Origin of the sequence: Actinomadura sp. NAK00032 (assembly GCF_013364275.1) — a bacterium.
GTDB lineage: Bacteria > Actinomycetota > Actinomycetes > Streptosporangiales > Streptosporangiaceae > Spirillospora.
On the sequence record NZ_CP054932.1, the window covers coordinates 8,512,612 to 8,526,764 of the forward strand.

The following is a 14,153-nucleotide window of genomic DNA, read 5'->3' on the forward strand; positions in this document are numbered from 1 at the left end:
CTTCAGTCGGAGGAGGACGTCAACTCCCGCTCCTCTTCTCTATAGAGGAGGTTGTAGTGGTTCACTTTATGCACGAACAGCTACGGAGGGCTCAGCCGCTCTGAAGGTGGCTGCGGCAGTGTCTCCCGGCGCGGTGACCTGTTGGACATGTTCGTCTCTGAGGCAGTGCCGACCAAGCTCGAAGGGGCGTCGTTCTCCGCCGGCCCCATGATCAGGAGTGGTCTCGGCCCGCTGAGCTCAGGACATCGAAGCCCAGTTGGACGCGCTGATCCGCCAGTGGAACGCGCGACAGGTCACCAATGACCTGTTGCTGGTGCCTGGACTGGAACAGCAGATCAACCAACTTCGCACCGAGAAGAACAAGCACGAAGCGGCGATCGCAGCGAAGGCAGCGCGGGACGGCACGAACGCCTCCGAGGTGCGGCGCCGGTGGTACCTCCCCGAGGAGGAGGGAGGGTTTCCGATCTCGGTGAAGCGGACCTACATCCGCTCGGCCCTGCACGCGGTGATCATGTACCCGGCGGGCAAGGGCAACAAGAAGTTCGACCCTGACCTACTCGACCCGGCCTGGCGCAACGACTGGCAGCCGGTCGACGTCTGCAAGCGAGCCTCGCCCCGTTATCGGTGCGGGGCTCGTCTGCGTGCTAGGCGGCGTAGGTGTTCAGTACTTCGCGGACTTCGGGCACGTCGCCGTACGGCTCCAACTTGGTGAGGACGACCCGGTTTCGCTGGGCCGTCCGGTCGCTGGCGAAGTCGGCGGAGAGGTCGAGCATCCGCCGCGCGGTCGTGGCGGCCTCCTCCGGCTCGTTCGCGTCCACCAGGGCCACGGCGAGCCACGAGAGGTACAGCGCCAACTCACGCGTGTGCGTCGAGTCGTACCGGCTGAGTACCTCTTGAAGCAGTGGCACGGCGCGCAACGGCTTGCGAAGTTCCGTGTAGACGCGGGCGTCCATCACGTCGAGTTCCTCGGGCGAGACCCAATACGCCCACTCGGGCGACTCCTGCGAGTCCTCGCCAGCCATCGCCTCATGCGCCTCCGCGAGAGCGCGCATCGCTGGTTGGGCGTCGCCCGTCTTGGCATGTGCCCACGCGACTCGGTCAAGGTAGAGCGCGCGGGCCTTGGCCGGTGCGTCCGGTCCTGCCTCGTCCAGCGCGGCGCGGGCGAGACTGACACCGTCGTCTTCGTGGTCGGTGTTGGAGAGCTGATAGGCCAGACTCCCGGCAAGGTTGCCCACGAGAGCCAGGTCCCCGGCCTCTCTGGCGGCTGAGACTCCGAGCCGGTAAGCGCGTGCGGCCTGGTCGTGCTCGCCCGCGTCGCTGGCGATCCATCCCGTGATCTGGGCTATCTCTCCAATGCTGCTGAGAAGCGAGCGGCCGGTCTCCTCGGAATGCGTCGTCTCGCGGTAGAGCCGAACGGCTCCGGCCAACTCCCGGAGCGCGGGGGCGAGTAGATCACCACCGGCTATGACGTCGTCGGCGAGCCGTAGGCCGTGCGCACGGTCGGCGAGCGCGGCCGCCGTGGTGGCTCCGACCCGGCGGCCTGCACTGCTGGCCAAGGGTCCAAGGTCGACACTGTCGGGCAGGAAGTAAGCGAGCGCCTCGGCCGGACTGCGCAACTCCGTGCCGATGTCCTCGCCTCGCGCATGGGCTGCTGCTCGCTCAAGAGTGTCGAGCGGCACGCTTAGGGCCGTCGCTAGGGCGGGGAGCCACACGTCAGGAACGCGCTCGCCTCGTTCCCACCGGCTGATCTCGTGGCGGGTCACTGAGGCGGTGCCAGAGATCCGGCAAAGCGTCTCCGCTAACTGCCGCTGGCTCTTGCCCGCGTCGCGGCGCAACCTTGCGAGGTACGCGCCGAACCGCTTGCGTTTCGCGTCGCCCACGCTGGCCCCCTCTCTCCCTCAAGTCTGGCCCCTCCCAGGCCCCCTGTCTGGTGCCTCTGGGGGATCCGGTGAGAAAGACAAGCTCAGAGCCATGGAAACGCGGCGTGCATCGCCGGTCAACCTAGATCGGCGTCTGTCGCGCCCGGTCCATCCCCCGGGCCCTGCTGAAAGGACAGTCCATGGGAACGGAGACAACCGAGGTGACGGAGGCGCGGCGACTACGTATCTGGGCGTTGGCGCAATCGCTCAAGTCGCACGGGTACGCGGTGGAGGTGGCCGAGTCTGACCCGCTACTGGCGGTCCCTGTCGCGTTCGGGTCGCCGGTGGTGGTGCGCTGCGATCGTCGGGCGGTCTGCGGCGGTGAACTGTGGTTCGCCTTCTCCGGAGGCGGTGCGATCGCTCCGGCCGATGACGCCCACGTGCACGACGTCGTCGTGGCGGTCAAGGGCAAGATCTCCTCTCAGTCCGATGGGTAGGCGTCCCTCGTCCGGCGTGGTCACCTGGTACGGGCGGGCCACCGGGGCATGGTGGGCCATGGTTCCCTCGTCGGACGGGACTCGTCTGGTCGAAGCGGCCAACCCTCGTGAACTCCGGGAAGCGATCGAGAATCCGGCGGCCTGGCCATGGCCTCGCCGCAAGTTCCTGGCTCGTCCCTCCGGTCGGTGAGGACATGAGGGCCGCGGCTTCCCTTACGCACTGACAGGGTCGGGGCCGGTCGATGGCCGTAGGCCACCCCGTAGGGGCGACCGGAGGGAGTCAGCCGGCGCCGTTGCGGCAATTCCGTCTCAAGCGTCGCCCGGCCTGGAAGCCGCTGCCCGGCACCTGTGCGACAAGCCGCCGCGCGGGGCCTGCCTCGGCTTGCGCGCTGCGGCACGGGCGGGCCGTCCACGGCAGGGCAGGGCGGTGGGCGGGGCCGCGCCGCGAACGGCCCCCAGGCCGCACGCGCAAGGCGCGGCGGCCGTCCCCGGTCCCGCCCTGCGGTGGACGGGCCCAACCCCGCACCCGGCCCCGCGCCCTCCCCTGACGAGATCAGTCCCTGGGCGTCGGATGTGCCGCGCGTTGAAGCTGGACGGTTCCGGACTTGCGCGGGTGCGGGGCCTCGTAGCCTTGACCGGCGGACGGGCAGCACCTGCCTGCCCGCAATGGCCCGTCGCGAGGCCCCGCGAGGGGTCCCCGTGCAAGTCGGGAACCGGCCAGCGGCTCAGACCTGCCGATCAACAGGTCTTGGCCTGAAACTAAGCCGGGCTTCGTTCAGCTACTTCTTCTTCTTTGCCTTCCCGCCGATTCCCCAACTGGGACGCGGGGTGTTCCGTGTCAACGAGAATCCTCCCAAGCCGCTGCCACCGCGTTTGGAGGAGGACCTCCCGGTTCGCTTCCCCCCGAACGTTCCAAGCGCTGTGCGTGGAACAGACCTCTTACCTCGACCTTTCGCCATGACGTCCCCCATGTCAGGCGTGCCGGTTAGTTCTCTACTCAGCTTAAGTACGTACCTGACCAGCTGCGGCCCGTAGGGCCGCCTTGACCTTGTAATGAAACTCCTCGACGCCGGGTGGTCCTGGCTAGCTCGCCTTCCGGTCCTCGTGTCCTCGTCGCGCTCGGTGAGCTGATTCCGGATGCCTCTCGCCTTCTGCACTCGGTCGCGGGCCTGCTGCGCCCAAAAGTGTTCTCCGTGCATGAGGCCGCTTCCGAGGTACTTTCATTGCCCGGTGGTCACCGTGGTGCGGTTCGGGTCGGATTCGGGTCGTCCTGCGGCCACGCGGGCTGCTTGGGTGGTGTGGTCGGCGCGGGCCTGGTGTAGCTGGGTGAGCGTGACCGAGTAGCGGCGGGACTTGGAGGAGAAGTGCCCGCCGTACCCCAACATGTGAGCCCAGTTGCGTAGCCGTAGGTCGTGGTACTCGGGTAGGTCGGCCAGTGCGAAGCACGTCCAGATCATGCGGCGGGCGTGCTCGGGCACCTTCAACGAGTTGATCTGTGTCGCGTACCGGATGGGGCGGTCTACCGTGCCGGAGTCTTCGGCGCCCTTGGTGGCGTACTTGGCGATGTAGTGGGCCACGTGCTTGTCGGCGATGCCGTCCAGGTCGGCGGCCACCTGGATGGCCTGGGTGTCGAGCTGGCGTCCCCAGCGCAGCATGAGCGGCGGACTTGTCCCGTCCGGGTGCGCGGCTGGGACCTCGACCTGTGCGGCGGCCATGCGGAGGGTGCGCTCTAGTAGTTCGGAGGTAACCCATGCGCGCGGCGGTTGGTCGGGGCCGTCCGGTCCGTCCAGGCGCACCACCGCATGGAAGTGGATCAACCCGCGTCGCTGGTACTCGATGACACGGGCGTACGACACGCGGGCCTGCTCGCGTAGGGCCTTGTGGGTGATGCCCAGCTCGGCGGTGATCAGCCTCGGGACGGCGAGAGTCAGGCGACGCCACAACTCCAGGGCATGGGCGTTGCACAGCACGGCGGCCGGATAGTCGTAGCAGTCACGGCAGATCGGCTGTCCTGCCTGCGGGTCGTCTGGCTCGTGCCGCGCTCGGCATCCTTCCGAAGGAACCCGGTCGGTTCGTCGGCGGTCGAGTACGACTCGATCAACTCGCCGGTCTCGCCGTCCAGCGTGATCCGCTCGCCGCGTAGCCGTACCGGCTGCTCGCACCCTCCGGTGGACTTGATCATCTGGTGCCAGCGGTCGAAGTCCGGCATAGCGGCGCGCTGGACAGCGGCAGCGAGCTCGGGCGGTAGTTCGGGCATCTGCGGGGCCTCATGCCGCGTCCCGCAGCGTCTCGTGGGCCTGGTCGTCCTCGGTCTGGTCCTGCTCTGCCGGGGCGCCTTCGGGGGACAGCGAAAACCCGAAGATCATTCCAACCTGGCGCCACTTGGCGTCTGACCAGTGCGGCGATGTGCTGGCCTGACGCTTACCCCACGCGACTGCTTCCAGGCTGGGCTTCAACCCGTGACTCCTCTCCCTGGCTACGGCTAGGGAGCGCGCGGCGACCTCCGGGACTGAAGACACTCCGACCTGCGGGCACGCTGACGCCTACTCGTTCCGGTCGATGCTTCGCGCGAGTGGCCTTCTTCAGGTGCCGTGTTAGCCAGGGCTGTTCGTTTTAGGTAGCTATTCGCGGGACGAGTCCCACCCGGGCGCGCACCCGGTCTTGCGTGCCATGAGCCCACCTTGGCGATCTGTGTAGTTAGTGTTTTGCGGCTTTCCGCTTGGATCGAGGTCACCTCACGGAACCCCCGCGACGGGAGCCGACCCCGTCCGCCACTCGCTTGTCTCGGAGTCGCTGGACGGTAGGTGTCAAGTCAAACGGGACAGGGGCCAGTGATCGTTAGGCGGCCTGTTTCTCCTGGTCAGAGCTGCTCGGGTCGGTGGGGTCTTCGTCGGGTCGGTTGATCTGCGCGACTGTGGGGATCTTGGGCAGCGTGGGCGGCTGGGTGAACCGTCGCGGGTTGGCCGCGCGGAACGCTGCGATCGTGGCGGCTCGGTTGTGCTGGATCGCCTGTGCGGTGCCGATATGCATGGTGAACGGCGTGTGGAGCCCGATCCCGGCGTGGTAATGCCGGTGATTGTAGTAGTCGAAGAAATGGTGGCAGAACGTCTCGGCCTCGTCGAGCGAGGTGAACCTGGCAGGGAACACCGGGCAGTACTTCAAGGTTTTGAACTGCGCCTCGCTGTAGGGGTTGTCGTTGCTCACCTTCGGGCGGGAGTGGGACTTGATGATGTCCAGGTCTGCCAGTAGTGCCGTCACCGGCTTGGAGGTCATCGAGGTCCCGTTGTCGGAATGGATGGTGCCGGGCACGATCCCGCCGTTGGCGGCGAACGAGTTCTGCATGAACTGCTCGGCCAGCTCACCTGACTCGCGCAGGTGGATCTCCCAGTGCACGACGTAGCGGGAGAAGATGTCGAGCATCACATACAGGTCATAGAACTGGCGTGGCCCCGGACCTGGCAGTTTCGTGATATCCCAACTCCATATCTGGTTGGGGGCGTGCGCGGCCAGATACGGTTTGGTGCGCGCCTGGTGCCGGGCGTGGGCGCGCCGCTCCCGGACCTGGTCACGCCTGCGTAGTTCCCGGTACATCGTCGACACCGACGCCAGGTACACCCCCTCGTCCAGCAGCGCAGCCCACACCTGTCGGGGTGCCTTGTCGGCGAACCGGTCGCTGTTGAGCATCTCGACCAGTTCGGCCCGTTCGCTCTCGCTCAGCGCGTTCGGCGGCGCCGGCCGCTCCGCCGGCTCACTGTTTCCCGGCGCCGGGTTCCGCCGTCGGTAGAAACTGCTGCGCGGCACACCCGACAATGCGCACGCGAAGCGAATCGGCAGATGCTCGACCAGCAGGGAAAGGGTTTCGTGGCGGCAGCGGGTCACGAATTCTCGGTGTCCGCGCTCTCGGACATTGTTTCCAAGAGCGCGATACCTTTTCCCATGATGTCCAGGGCGGCCTCGGTCTGCTTGAGTTTTCTGGCCATGGCGGCGTTCTGCCGCTCCAGCCGCGCCTTCTCCTTGCGCAACTGCTCCAACTCGGCCTGCTCCGGCGTCTTCTCCTTCTTGGCGGCCGGGCGGCTCGTTCCCGCAGCGGTCAGTTCACCGGCGTCGCGCTGCCGGCGCCACAGTTGAACGCTGGACTCATAAAGTCCCTCACGGCGCAGCAGTGCGCCCTTGTCGCCATGCTCGGCCGCGTCGTACTCCTCGACCATCCGCAACTTGTAGGCGGCACTGAAGGTCCGCCGCTTGGGCCGGCCGGTCCGCGGCCCGTCACCGGAAGGAAGATCGTGGCTGGTCATCGTCACTCTGCTCAGTACCCGTTCTCGCCCTGTCTACATCAGCTAGGGAACTTCATCCCCTCGTGTCCCATCTGAGCCTGACACAGAGGGGGATGCGGCTCCGGTCTCAACGGTGCCATGCGCCCGCGAAAATCAAACCTGCGAAACCCCCGTGCCCGCGGGGGTTCCGAGTATGCACGGTTGTCCGTTGGTGACCGCTGGCGTCCGGTGGTGACGGGTGGCATATAGCCACACCCGAAAGGAAAGTGACGCACATCACACGATGTACGTCGGACTGCTAACGCGGGGATTGTCACTCTTCGTGGTCACGGTGATCGCCATCCCGCGCCGCCCCCCACCCCCCCGAATTACCACCCCCCACCCGCTGCACGGCGGACTGAAGTGAGGGCGGGGCTGGGGCCTTCGCTGCGGGCGAGGTAGCCTGCGATCTTCATGGCGTATGGAATCGTCTTGTTGCCGGCGGATGCCAGTGCTCTGACACGGCAGTCCGCCGCGATCGCCCGACTCGCCGACCCGATCATGCAACTGGGCGCCGACGCGCCGCCCCACGTCAGCGTGGTGCACGCGGACGTCTCGGCGGAGATGGCCATGGCTCTGTGGACCGATCTCACGGCTCACCGCCGACTGGATTTCGTGCTGCGGTTCGCCGGTCTCATGTTCGCCCCCATTGCTCCAGGCGATCCATACGTCCCGGAGGGCGGTGTCTACTACGGGCTTGAGTGCGTACGCTCCGCGGCGCTGCTTGAGCTCCACGAAGAGGCGCTCTCCTGGCTGGACGCCGTCCGAGCGCCGGTCCTCAACCCGTCCGGAGTACGGTTCCGCCCGCATGTGACCCTCGGTGTGCTGCGTGCCGTGCCGAACGGCCCCGTCCCGCTGCCTGACCGGTTGTTCGCCACCGACATGCGTTTCCGCCTGGCGCTGGGCCGCCTCGGCCCCTACGGCACCCTTCCGGAGACAGTGGCGACCGTTTAGCGGGACGGCGACGGCCGCAACCGGGGGGCGGGCTTCGGGATAGAGGAGGGTGTCAGCATCCTCTAGTCCCGGAGAAGCACTCCATGAAGACACGCGTATGCACGCGGTGAGCCATGCCGAGAGCGAAGAACTGGACGATTCCCGGATCGTCGCCGCCTCGCTCGACGACCCCGAGGCGTTCGGCGAGCTGTTCCGCCGCCACGCGCCGCGGCTGCACGCCTATACGAAGCGGCGGCTCGGGCCGGCCCTCGCGGACGACCTGGTGTCGGAGGCGTTCGCGACGGCGTTCCGGCAGCGGGCGAGGTTCGACGGGCGCCGGGAGTTCGGCGCCTGGCTGTGGGGCATCGCCGCCAACCTGATCGCCCGGCACCACCGCCAGGAGACCCGCATGTACCGGGCGTTCGCCCGGACCGGGACCGACCCCGCCGAGGACGGCGTCGCCGACGTGGCGAGCGACCGCGCCGCGGCCGCCGCGCTCGGGCCGGGCCTCGCGAAGGCGCTCGCGTCGCTGAACGCGCAGGAGCGCCATGCCGTCCTGCTGCTGGCGTGGGCCGAGCTGTCGTACGCCGAGATCGCGACGACGCTCGACCTGCCGCTCGGCACCGTCAAGGCCAAGATCCACCGGGCCCGGAAGAAGCTCCGCAAGGCCCTTCCCCAGGAGGAGACCCATGGATGAGCTCGACGCCCTGCGGGGCATGCGGACCGCGCTGGCCGAGGAGGAGAGCCCGGAGCGCCTGGCCCTGCGCACCGACTGGCGCAACGCCCCCCGGGAACGTCCCCGGCGCCGCCTGCGGATGCCGGTGATCGCGGTCACCGCGACCGCCGCCGTCACCGCCGGCGCGCTCACCGCCGTCGTCCTCCAGCCCGGCGAGGACGCGGCCCCCGCCGAGCACGGGACCACGACCATCACCCCCGGCAACGCGCTGCTGGTGGCCGCGACCAACGCGCAGAAGGCGCCCAACGGGCGCTACTGGCACACCAAGACGGTCATGGGCGACATCTTCACGGTCGGCAAGAGCGCCGCGAACCACTACAGGGTCGACGTCCGGCAGGGAGGTGAGACGTGGATCGGCCAGAACGGGAAGGGACGCACCTCGCACCTCGAACTCACCGACGTCCCGCTCACCGCCAAGGACAAGGCGAAGTGGGAGGCGGCGGGCTCGCCCACGATGGTCGAGATCCCGAACTACGAAGGGCCGGACGACACGGTCGTCCTGGACATGTCACCGCAGGACGGCGCCAAGCCCTACTGGATGCCGTCCGACGACCGGTACCTCGGCATGACGGCGGCGCGGATCGCCGAGCTGCCCACGGACGCGAAGGCGCTGGAGAAGGCCCTGCTCGACCTCAAGGGCCACTGGCACGCCGTCTCCAAGAACGGTGAGAAGGAGGAGCCGATCCGCGCCTTGCGGGGGCAGGAGCGGACCCGGGCGCTGAGCGAGGTGGCCGCGACCCTGCTGTCCACCGCGCCCGCGCCGCCGGCGGTGCGCGCGGCGGTGTTCCGGTTGCTGGCGGACCTGCCCGGCGTCAAGGCCGAGGGCCCGGCGACCGATCCGCTCGGCCGGCCCGGGATGGCGATCTCGCTGCCGCTGAAGACCACCTCGCCGCTCGGCATGTTCACCGCCCCGAAGCAGCTCGGCACCTACCGGCGCCAGTTCATCATCGCTCCGGACGCCGGTTCCCTGCTGGCGATCCGCGACCTGGTCGTGACGCCGCCGCACGGCAGCCGGCCGCTCCCTCCGGGGGACGACGGCAAGCCGCGCTCCCTGAAGGCGAGGAACATGCCCGACCGCTTCCACAAGCCCGGCGAGATGATCTCGTACAAGGCGTTCGAGGTCACCGAATGGACCAACGCCCAGCCCCCGCGCTGAGCCTTGCCCCGAAAGGCCCGTCCCACACGGGGCGGGCCTTCCGCATGCGGCGGGCCCCGTGGACCCGAGGCTCGGCTCAGTCCCACCAGAACGACCAGGAGTTCCCCCCCTGGATCGCCTTTGCGTACTCACGCAGGGTCTCCGGCCCCTGCTGGACGTTGTCGGGGCAGAAGGCGAAGTGCTCCGCGGCCACGTGCAGGGCGTGTTCCTCGGTGACGGGCGGCGCGGCGACGCTCACGTCCAGCGTGTCGAACCCGACCCGGACCACCCGGACCCCGAACCGGTCCTCCCAGCTCCGCAGCATCGCCGACAGCGGGGATGGCGGATGGTGGTTGACCGGCCCCTGCCAGCCCATGATCGCGAGGGTGTCGGCGCTCCGGGCCGCCGCGACCAGGCCGATCCGCGCGCATGAACTCGGCCGGGTCGCACCGGTCGATCTCCGCCGCCGATTCCGGGATCACGTCTCCGACCGTCCAGGGGGCTCCCGGGGTCCCGAACGTGCCGGGCACCAGAAGCAGCGGCCAGAGCCCCGAGGCCGGGTGAGCCGCCCGCAGCCGGCGCCACAGGTCGGCGGAGGCCGGGGCGTCGCTCAGCCAGTACGCGGGGCGCTCAACGGGTGGCAGGCCGAAATCCGTGTACGTCGGCGCGAACGGCCGGACCAGACGCCCGGCAGGAAGCCCGAGCTCAAAGGCACGCCCATCCGCACCATGGGTGAACAGTGCGGCGAGGTCGGTCATGCCCGGTGATGCTGGCACTCGCGTCGGACATTGCGGGGGTCGGCGGTCGGTTTGCCAGGGCGTGGTCTGTGGCGGGGTGCCGTGGGTGAGGATGTGCTGGACGATGCGGAGCGCGTCCGGCGCTTGACCATCGCCCGCCGTGTGTTGGACACGACGGCGAGCAGCCTGCCGGACGAGCTGGTCAGCCAGGATTCGAGCGTTCCTCGTTCGATCCTCGCGCTAGCTCTTCTACCGCCGCGTCGGGGTCGAGTGGCGCGGCATCGTCGAACCTCCACGATTCGGTCACTCTCACCTTCTCTCTCTGGACGGTGCTCTGCGGCCGTGCATGAGCGGCTCAGGGTACGGGTGATGAGTTGTCGCGCCCGCACCCGTCATACCTGTGACGGGACTACAACAAGGGGAAGGATGACGCGATGAGGGCGGACACGCGGCTGGAGGAGCTGGGCGTGAGCGGTCTGGGCGAGGTCGACGAGCCGGCGTTCTCGGGGCTGGCGGAGCGGCACCGCCGGGAGCTGCACGTGCACTGCTACCGGATGCTCGGGTCGTTCGAGGACGCCGAGGACACCGTCCAGGAGACGTTCCTGCGCGCGTGGCGGCGGCGGGAGACCTTCGAGGGGCGGTCGACGTTCCGCGCCTGGCTGTACCGGATCGCCACCAACGCCTGCCTGGACCTGCTCGCCAAGCGCCGCCCGGAGCCCGCGACCGGCGGCGAGGTGCCGTGGCTCCAGCCCTACCCGGACCGGCTGCTCGACGAGCTGCCCGCAGGCGACGCCGACGAGCCGGAGGCGGTCGCCGTCGCACGGGAGACGATCGAGCTGGCGTACCTGGTCGCGGTCCAGCACCTCGCGCCGCGCCCCCGGGCCGCGCTGATCCTGCGGGACGTGGTCGGCTGGCCGGCGAAGGACGTCGCGGAGCTGCTGGGCGACTCGGTCAACTCCGTGAACAGCGCGCTGCAGCGGGCCCGCGCCGGCATGCGGGAGCACCTGCCCGCCGAGCGGCAGGACTGGACCGGCGGCGAGGAGGACACCGGCACGCGCGAGGTGGTGCGCCGCTTCACCGAGGCCAGCGTGGCCACCGACATCGACGGGCTCGCCGCCCTGCTGCGCGACGACGTCCGATGCTCGATGCCGCCCACTCCGGGCCTGCAGATCGGCCGCGACGCGGTGCTGAACGACTGGATCGCGGACGGCTTCGAGGGCATGACGGGCCTGCGCGCCGTCCCGGCCTCCGTGAACCGGCAGCCCGCCCTCGCCTTCTACCAGTGGCGGGAGCGCGAGGGCGCGTACCTGCCGCTGACGGTCGACGTCCTGCGGATCAGCGGCGGCGCGATCACCGAGATCACCACGTTCCACGCCGACCAGTTCCCGCGGCTCGGGGTCCCGGAGCACCTGCCGGCGGACGGCACGGAGTAACTCCGCCCTGCACACCCCGGCCGCCGCACGGCTCCGGGGTGCGCTTGCCCGCACGTCGAGCACCCCCCGTTGGAGGACGGCATGAACGTCATCGCAAACCCGGCACCGGCCCACCGGCTCCGCAGACTCACCGGTACCGGCCTCGCCGCCGCGCTCGCGGCGATGGCGGTCACCACCGCCGCCGCCGGGCTCGCCCAGGCCGCCGGCGTCGACTTCGAGATCCCCGACGGCGGCGAGCAGATCCCGTTGCCCGGGTTCGCCGTGGTGACCGGCTTCTTCTCGGTCGTGGGCATCGCCATCGCCGCCGCCCTCCTGCGCTGGAGCGCCCGTCCCGCCGCGCGGTTCGTGTGGACGGCGGTGCCGCTGACCGCGCTCTCGCTGGTCCCGCCCCTCGTCGCCGGGGCGAGCACAGCCACCACCGCGGCGCTCCTCGGGCTGCATCTCGTCCCCGCGGCGGTGATGATCCCCGCCTTGGCGCACGGCCTCCGCGTCCCCGGTGGGCAGACGCGATATCCCTCGCGCGACTGAGGCGATCATGCCTGCTTCGGCCGCGATACTGGGTGAATGTCCGATCGGCTCCGGAATTTCGGTCTCCCCGTGCGCGGGGGCGCCGGCCGTCTCGTGGACGTCCTGGTCGCGGCGGCGGTCGCGGTGCCGGTGTTCGTGCCGTTCGCCACGGCGCCGGACGTGTCGCCGCTCGGCGTGGTGTTCAACCTCGGCACGGTCGTACCGCTGGTGTGGCGGCGGCGGGCGCCGTTCGCGATCGCGCTGGTCGTGGCGTCCTTCGCCATGGCCGTGTCGCTGTACGACCGGCCGGGCCAGGCGTTGCAGTACGGCGCGCTGGTGGCCGTCTACACGCTCGCCGACCTCGGGCGGTACGGCTGGCAGAGGTGGGGCTTCATCGGCGTACTCGCGGCGACGACCCCGCCCGGCGCGCTGCTCATCAAGGACAACGACGCCGGCGAGTTCATGTTCACCCTGCTCCTGCCTATGGCGGCGTTCCTGCTGGGCACGCTGGCACGCACCGCGCGGGAACGGTCGGACGCGCTGGCCGAGCGTTCCGCGCAACTCGAACGCGAACGCGAGGCCGAGGCGGCGCGGGCTGCGGCGGAGGAACGGGCCCGTATCGCCCGCGACATGCACGACGTCCTCGCGCACGCCGTCAGCATCATGGTCGTGCAGGCCGAGGCCGGTCCGGTGGTCGTCCACAGCGATCCCGACCAGGCGGAACGGGTCTTCGACGCCATCGCCGACGCGGGCCGGGACGCGATGACCCAACTGCGCCGCACGCTGGGCGTCCTCAAGGAGGAGCAGGACCACGGCGTCCGTGCTCCGCAGCCCACCATCGGCGCGCTGCCCGACCTGGTCGAGCACGTCGACCGCACCCAGGTCCGGGTGCGGCTCACGGTCGAGGGCGGGAGCCGCGCGCTGCCCGCCGACGCCGACCTGGCGGCCTACCGCATCGTCCAGGAGGCGCTCACCAATACGGTGAAGCACGCCAACGCGCGGGAGGCGGAGGTCCGGCTCCGCTGGACCGACCACGAACTGGAGATCACGGTGACGGACGACGGGCGGGGCGGCGCCGGGGCCGGCGCGGGATGGCGGCGCGGAGGCGACGGCCTCATCGGCATCCGCGAGCGCGTCGCCGCCTGCGGCGGCACGGCCGAGGCCGGTCCGCTGCCGGGCGGCGGGTTCCGCGTCCTGGCGCGGCTCCCCTACGCGGCGGTGACCGCGTGATCCGGGTCGTGCTCGCCGACGACCAGGAGCTGGTCCGCAGCGGCTTCGCCATGATCCTGGACGCGCAGCCCGACATCGAGGTGGCGGGCGAGGCGGGCGACGGCACCGCCGCGATCGCCGCCGTGCGCGAGCACGCGCCCGACGTCGCGCTGCTCGACATCCGCATGCCCGGCCTGGACGGCATCGAGGCCGCGAAGGTCGTGTGCGCCGAGACCCCGACCCGCGTGATCATGCTGACCACGTTCGACCAGGACGACTATGTCTACGACGCGCTCTACGCCGGCGCGAGCGGGTTCCTGCTCAAGGACGTGCGCCGCGACGACCTGGTGCACGCGGTCCGGGTGGTGGCGGCGGGCGACTCGCTGCTCGCGCCCGCCGTCACCCGGCGCCTGATCTCCGACATCACCCGCAACCGCCCGCGCTCGGGCACGACCGCGTCCGACCGCCTGTCGGTGCTGACCGAACGCGAGCGCGAGACGCTGCGCATGCTCGGCCGCGGCCTGTCGAACGCGGAGATCGCCGCGGCGATGGTCGTCAGCGAGCACACGGTGAAGACGCACGTGAGCAACGTCCTGTCCAAGCTCGGCATCCGCGACCGCGTCCAGGCCGTGATCGCCGCGTACGAGACCCGGTTGATCGAACCCTCCTGAGCGGACGTCTCCCTCACGCGAGGGAGCCGCGCCCCAGCCCTCCCCCGCGCGGCCGATGCCCGAAGACCGCTCGCGGCGGCGATCCGCCGGCCACCCCTCTCCTTCGAAGATCGAGATGCAACG

General features: G+C 69.9%; 16 protein-coding genes. 9 read left to right on the top strand and 7 right to left on the bottom strand.

Annotated features, from left to right (window positions below):
* Nucleotides 1–256 precede the first annotated feature (256 nt).
* Nucleotides 257–712 (top strand): hypothetical protein, encoded by a 456-nt coding sequence (locus HUT06_RS39100; protein WP_176200305.1) that lies wholly within the window; start codon nt 257–259, stop codon nt 710–712.
* Here HUT06_RS39100 and HUT06_RS39105 read toward each other — a convergent pair.
* Nucleotides 645–1,880: a helix-turn-helix transcriptional regulator gene (locus tag HUT06_RS39105; RefSeq protein ID WP_176200306.1), complete on the bottom strand. Its 1,236-nt coding sequence runs from the start codon at nt 1,878–1,880 to the stop codon at nt 645–647. The genes HUT06_RS39100 and HUT06_RS39105 overlap by 68 nt on opposite strands.
* 179 nt (nt 1,881–2,059) lie before the next feature.
* Between HUT06_RS39105 and HUT06_RS39110 the strand changes: the two genes are divergently transcribed.
* Entirely contained in the window at nt 2,060–2,356 is a 297-nt protein-coding gene (locus HUT06_RS39110; RefSeq protein ID WP_176200307.1) for a hypothetical protein, read from the top strand.
* 1,220 nt (nt 2,357–3,576) lie between these two features.
* Here HUT06_RS39110 and HUT06_RS39115 read toward each other — a convergent pair.
* The 5 genes from HUT06_RS39115 to HUT06_RS44150 all read right to left on the bottom strand — a co-directional run bounded on the left by HUT06_RS39115 (nt 3,577) and on the right by HUT06_RS44150 (nt 6,651).
* Nucleotides 3,577–4,359, bottom strand: coding sequence for a replication initiator (locus HUT06_RS39115; protein WP_368407044.1), 783 nt, complete (start codon nt 4,357–4,359; stop codon nt 3,577–3,579).
* Nucleotides 4,284–4,565 carry a replication initiator gene (locus tag HUT06_RS39120; RefSeq protein WP_176200309.1) on the bottom strand — a complete coding sequence of 94 codons (282 nt, stop codon included), beginning with the start codon at nt 4,563–4,565 and terminating at the stop codon, nt 4,284–4,286. The genes HUT06_RS39115 and HUT06_RS39120 overlap by 76 nt, the downstream gene beginning before the upstream one ends.
* A 58-nt stretch (nt 4,566–4,623) precedes the next feature.
* Nucleotides 4,624–4,812: a hypothetical protein gene (locus HUT06_RS39125; protein WP_176200310.1), complete on the bottom strand. Its 189-nt coding sequence runs from the start codon at nt 4,810–4,812 to the stop codon at nt 4,624–4,626.
* Between the two features lie 382 nt (nt 4,813–5,194).
* Nucleotides 5,195–6,235, bottom strand: coding sequence for an IS3 family transposase (locus HUT06_RS39130; protein WP_176195100.1), 1,041 nt, complete (start codon nt 6,233–6,235; stop codon nt 5,195–5,197).
* Nucleotides 6,232–6,651 (bottom strand): transposase, encoded by a 420-nt coding sequence (locus tag HUT06_RS44150; RefSeq protein ID WP_217711149.1) that lies wholly within the window; start codon nt 6,649–6,651, stop codon nt 6,232–6,234. Before HUT06_RS44150 ends, HUT06_RS39130 begins: the two co-directional genes overlap by 4 nt.
* 432 nt (nt 6,652–7,083) lie before the next feature.
* Here HUT06_RS44150 and HUT06_RS39140 point away from each other — a divergent pair, with 432 nt between their 5' ends.
* From HUT06_RS39140 to HUT06_RS39150, 3 genes are all read left to right on the top strand, one after another.
* Nucleotides 7,084–7,623, top strand: coding sequence for a hypothetical protein (locus HUT06_RS39140; RefSeq protein ID WP_176200311.1), 540 nt, complete (start codon nt 7,084–7,086; stop codon nt 7,621–7,623).
* 97 nt (nt 7,624–7,720) lie between these two features.
* On the top strand, nt 7,721–8,299 hold the full coding sequence (locus HUT06_RS39145; RefSeq protein ID WP_176200312.1) for an RNA polymerase sigma factor: 579 nt from the start codon (nt 7,721–7,723) through the stop codon (nt 8,297–8,299).
* On the top strand, nt 8,292–9,494 hold the full coding sequence (locus HUT06_RS39150; RefSeq protein ID WP_176200313.1) for a CU044_5270 family protein: 1,203 nt from the start codon (nt 8,292–8,294) through the stop codon (nt 9,492–9,494). Before HUT06_RS39145 ends, HUT06_RS39150 begins: the two co-directional genes overlap by 8 nt.
* Nucleotides 9,495–9,570: 76 nt before the next feature.
* On the opposite strand, the gene HUT06_RS45000 is transcribed toward HUT06_RS39150, so the two are convergent.
* Entirely contained in the window at nt 9,571–9,849 is a 279-nt protein-coding gene (locus HUT06_RS45000; protein ID WP_254715620.1) for a DUF4253 domain-containing protein, read from the bottom strand.
* Between the two features lie 795 nt (nt 9,850–10,644).
* Between HUT06_RS45000 and HUT06_RS39160 the strand changes: the two genes are divergently transcribed.
* The 4 genes from HUT06_RS39160 (at nt 10,645) to HUT06_RS39170 (ending at nt 14,030) form a co-directional block, all read left to right on the top strand.
* The gene (locus HUT06_RS39160; protein WP_176200314.1) at nt 10,645–11,643 is read left to right on the top strand and encodes an RNA polymerase subunit sigma-70; all 999 of its coding nucleotides are present in this window, start codon (nt 10,645–10,647) and stop codon (nt 11,641–11,643) included.
* Nucleotides 11,644–11,724: 81 nt separating this feature from the next.
* Nucleotides 11,725–12,171, top strand: coding sequence for a DUF6069 family protein (locus tag HUT06_RS39165; RefSeq protein WP_176200315.1), 447 nt, complete (start codon nt 11,725–11,727; stop codon nt 12,169–12,171).
* Between the two features lie 36 nt (nt 12,172–12,207).
* The gene (locus tag HUT06_RS44155; RefSeq protein WP_217711622.1) at nt 12,208–13,380 is read left to right on the top strand and encodes a sensor histidine kinase; all 1,173 of its coding nucleotides are present in this window, start codon (nt 12,208–12,210) and stop codon (nt 13,378–13,380) included.
* Nucleotides 13,377–14,030, top strand: a complete 654-nt coding sequence (locus HUT06_RS39170) for a response regulator transcription factor (RefSeq protein WP_217711909.1) — start codon at nt 13,377–13,379, stop codon at nt 14,028–14,030. The genes HUT06_RS44155 and HUT06_RS39170 overlap by 4 nt, the downstream gene beginning before the upstream one ends.
* The last annotated feature ends 123 nt before the right edge of the window (nt 14,031–14,153 follow it).

What these genes read in the sequence shown, in the direction of transcription:
- HUT06_RS39110 (WP_176200307.1), top strand. Translation starts at nt 2,060, where the DNA reads ATGGGAACGGAGACAACCGAGGTGACGGAGGCGCGGCGACTACGTATC.
- HUT06_RS39160 (WP_176200314.1), top strand. Translation starts at nt 10,645, where the DNA reads ATGAGGGCGGACACGCGGCTGGAGGAGCTGGGCGTGAGCGGTCTGGGC.
- HUT06_RS39145 (WP_176200312.1), top strand. Translation starts at nt 7,721, where the DNA reads ATGCACGCGGTGAGCCATGCCGAGAGCGAAGAACTGGACGATTCCCGG.
- HUT06_RS39140 (WP_176200311.1), top strand. Translation starts at nt 7,084, where the DNA reads ATGGCGTATGGAATCGTCTTGTTGCCGGCGGATGCCAGTGCTCTGACA.
- HUT06_RS39150 (WP_176200313.1), top strand. Translation starts at nt 8,292, where the DNA reads ATGGATGAGCTCGACGCCCTGCGGGGCATGCGGACCGCGCTGGCCGAG.
- HUT06_RS39165 (WP_176200315.1), top strand. Translation starts at nt 11,725, where the DNA reads ATGAACGTCATCGCAAACCCGGCACCGGCCCACCGGCTCCGCAGACTC.
- HUT06_RS44155 (WP_217711622.1), top strand. Translation starts at nt 12,208, where the DNA reads ATGTCCGATCGGCTCCGGAATTTCGGTCTCCCCGTGCGCGGGGGCGCC.
- HUT06_RS39120 (WP_176200309.1), bottom strand. Translation starts at nt 4,565, where the DNA reads ATGCCGGACTTCGACCGCTGGCACCAGATGATCAAGTCCACCGGAGGG.
- HUT06_RS45000 (WP_254715620.1), bottom strand. Translation starts at nt 9,849, where the DNA reads ATGGGCTGGCAGGGGCCGGTCAACCACCATCCGCCATCCCCGCTGTCG.
- HUT06_RS44150 (WP_217711149.1), bottom strand. Translation starts at nt 6,651, where the DNA reads ATGACCAGCCACGATCTTCCTTCCGGTGACGGGCCGCGGACCGGCCGG.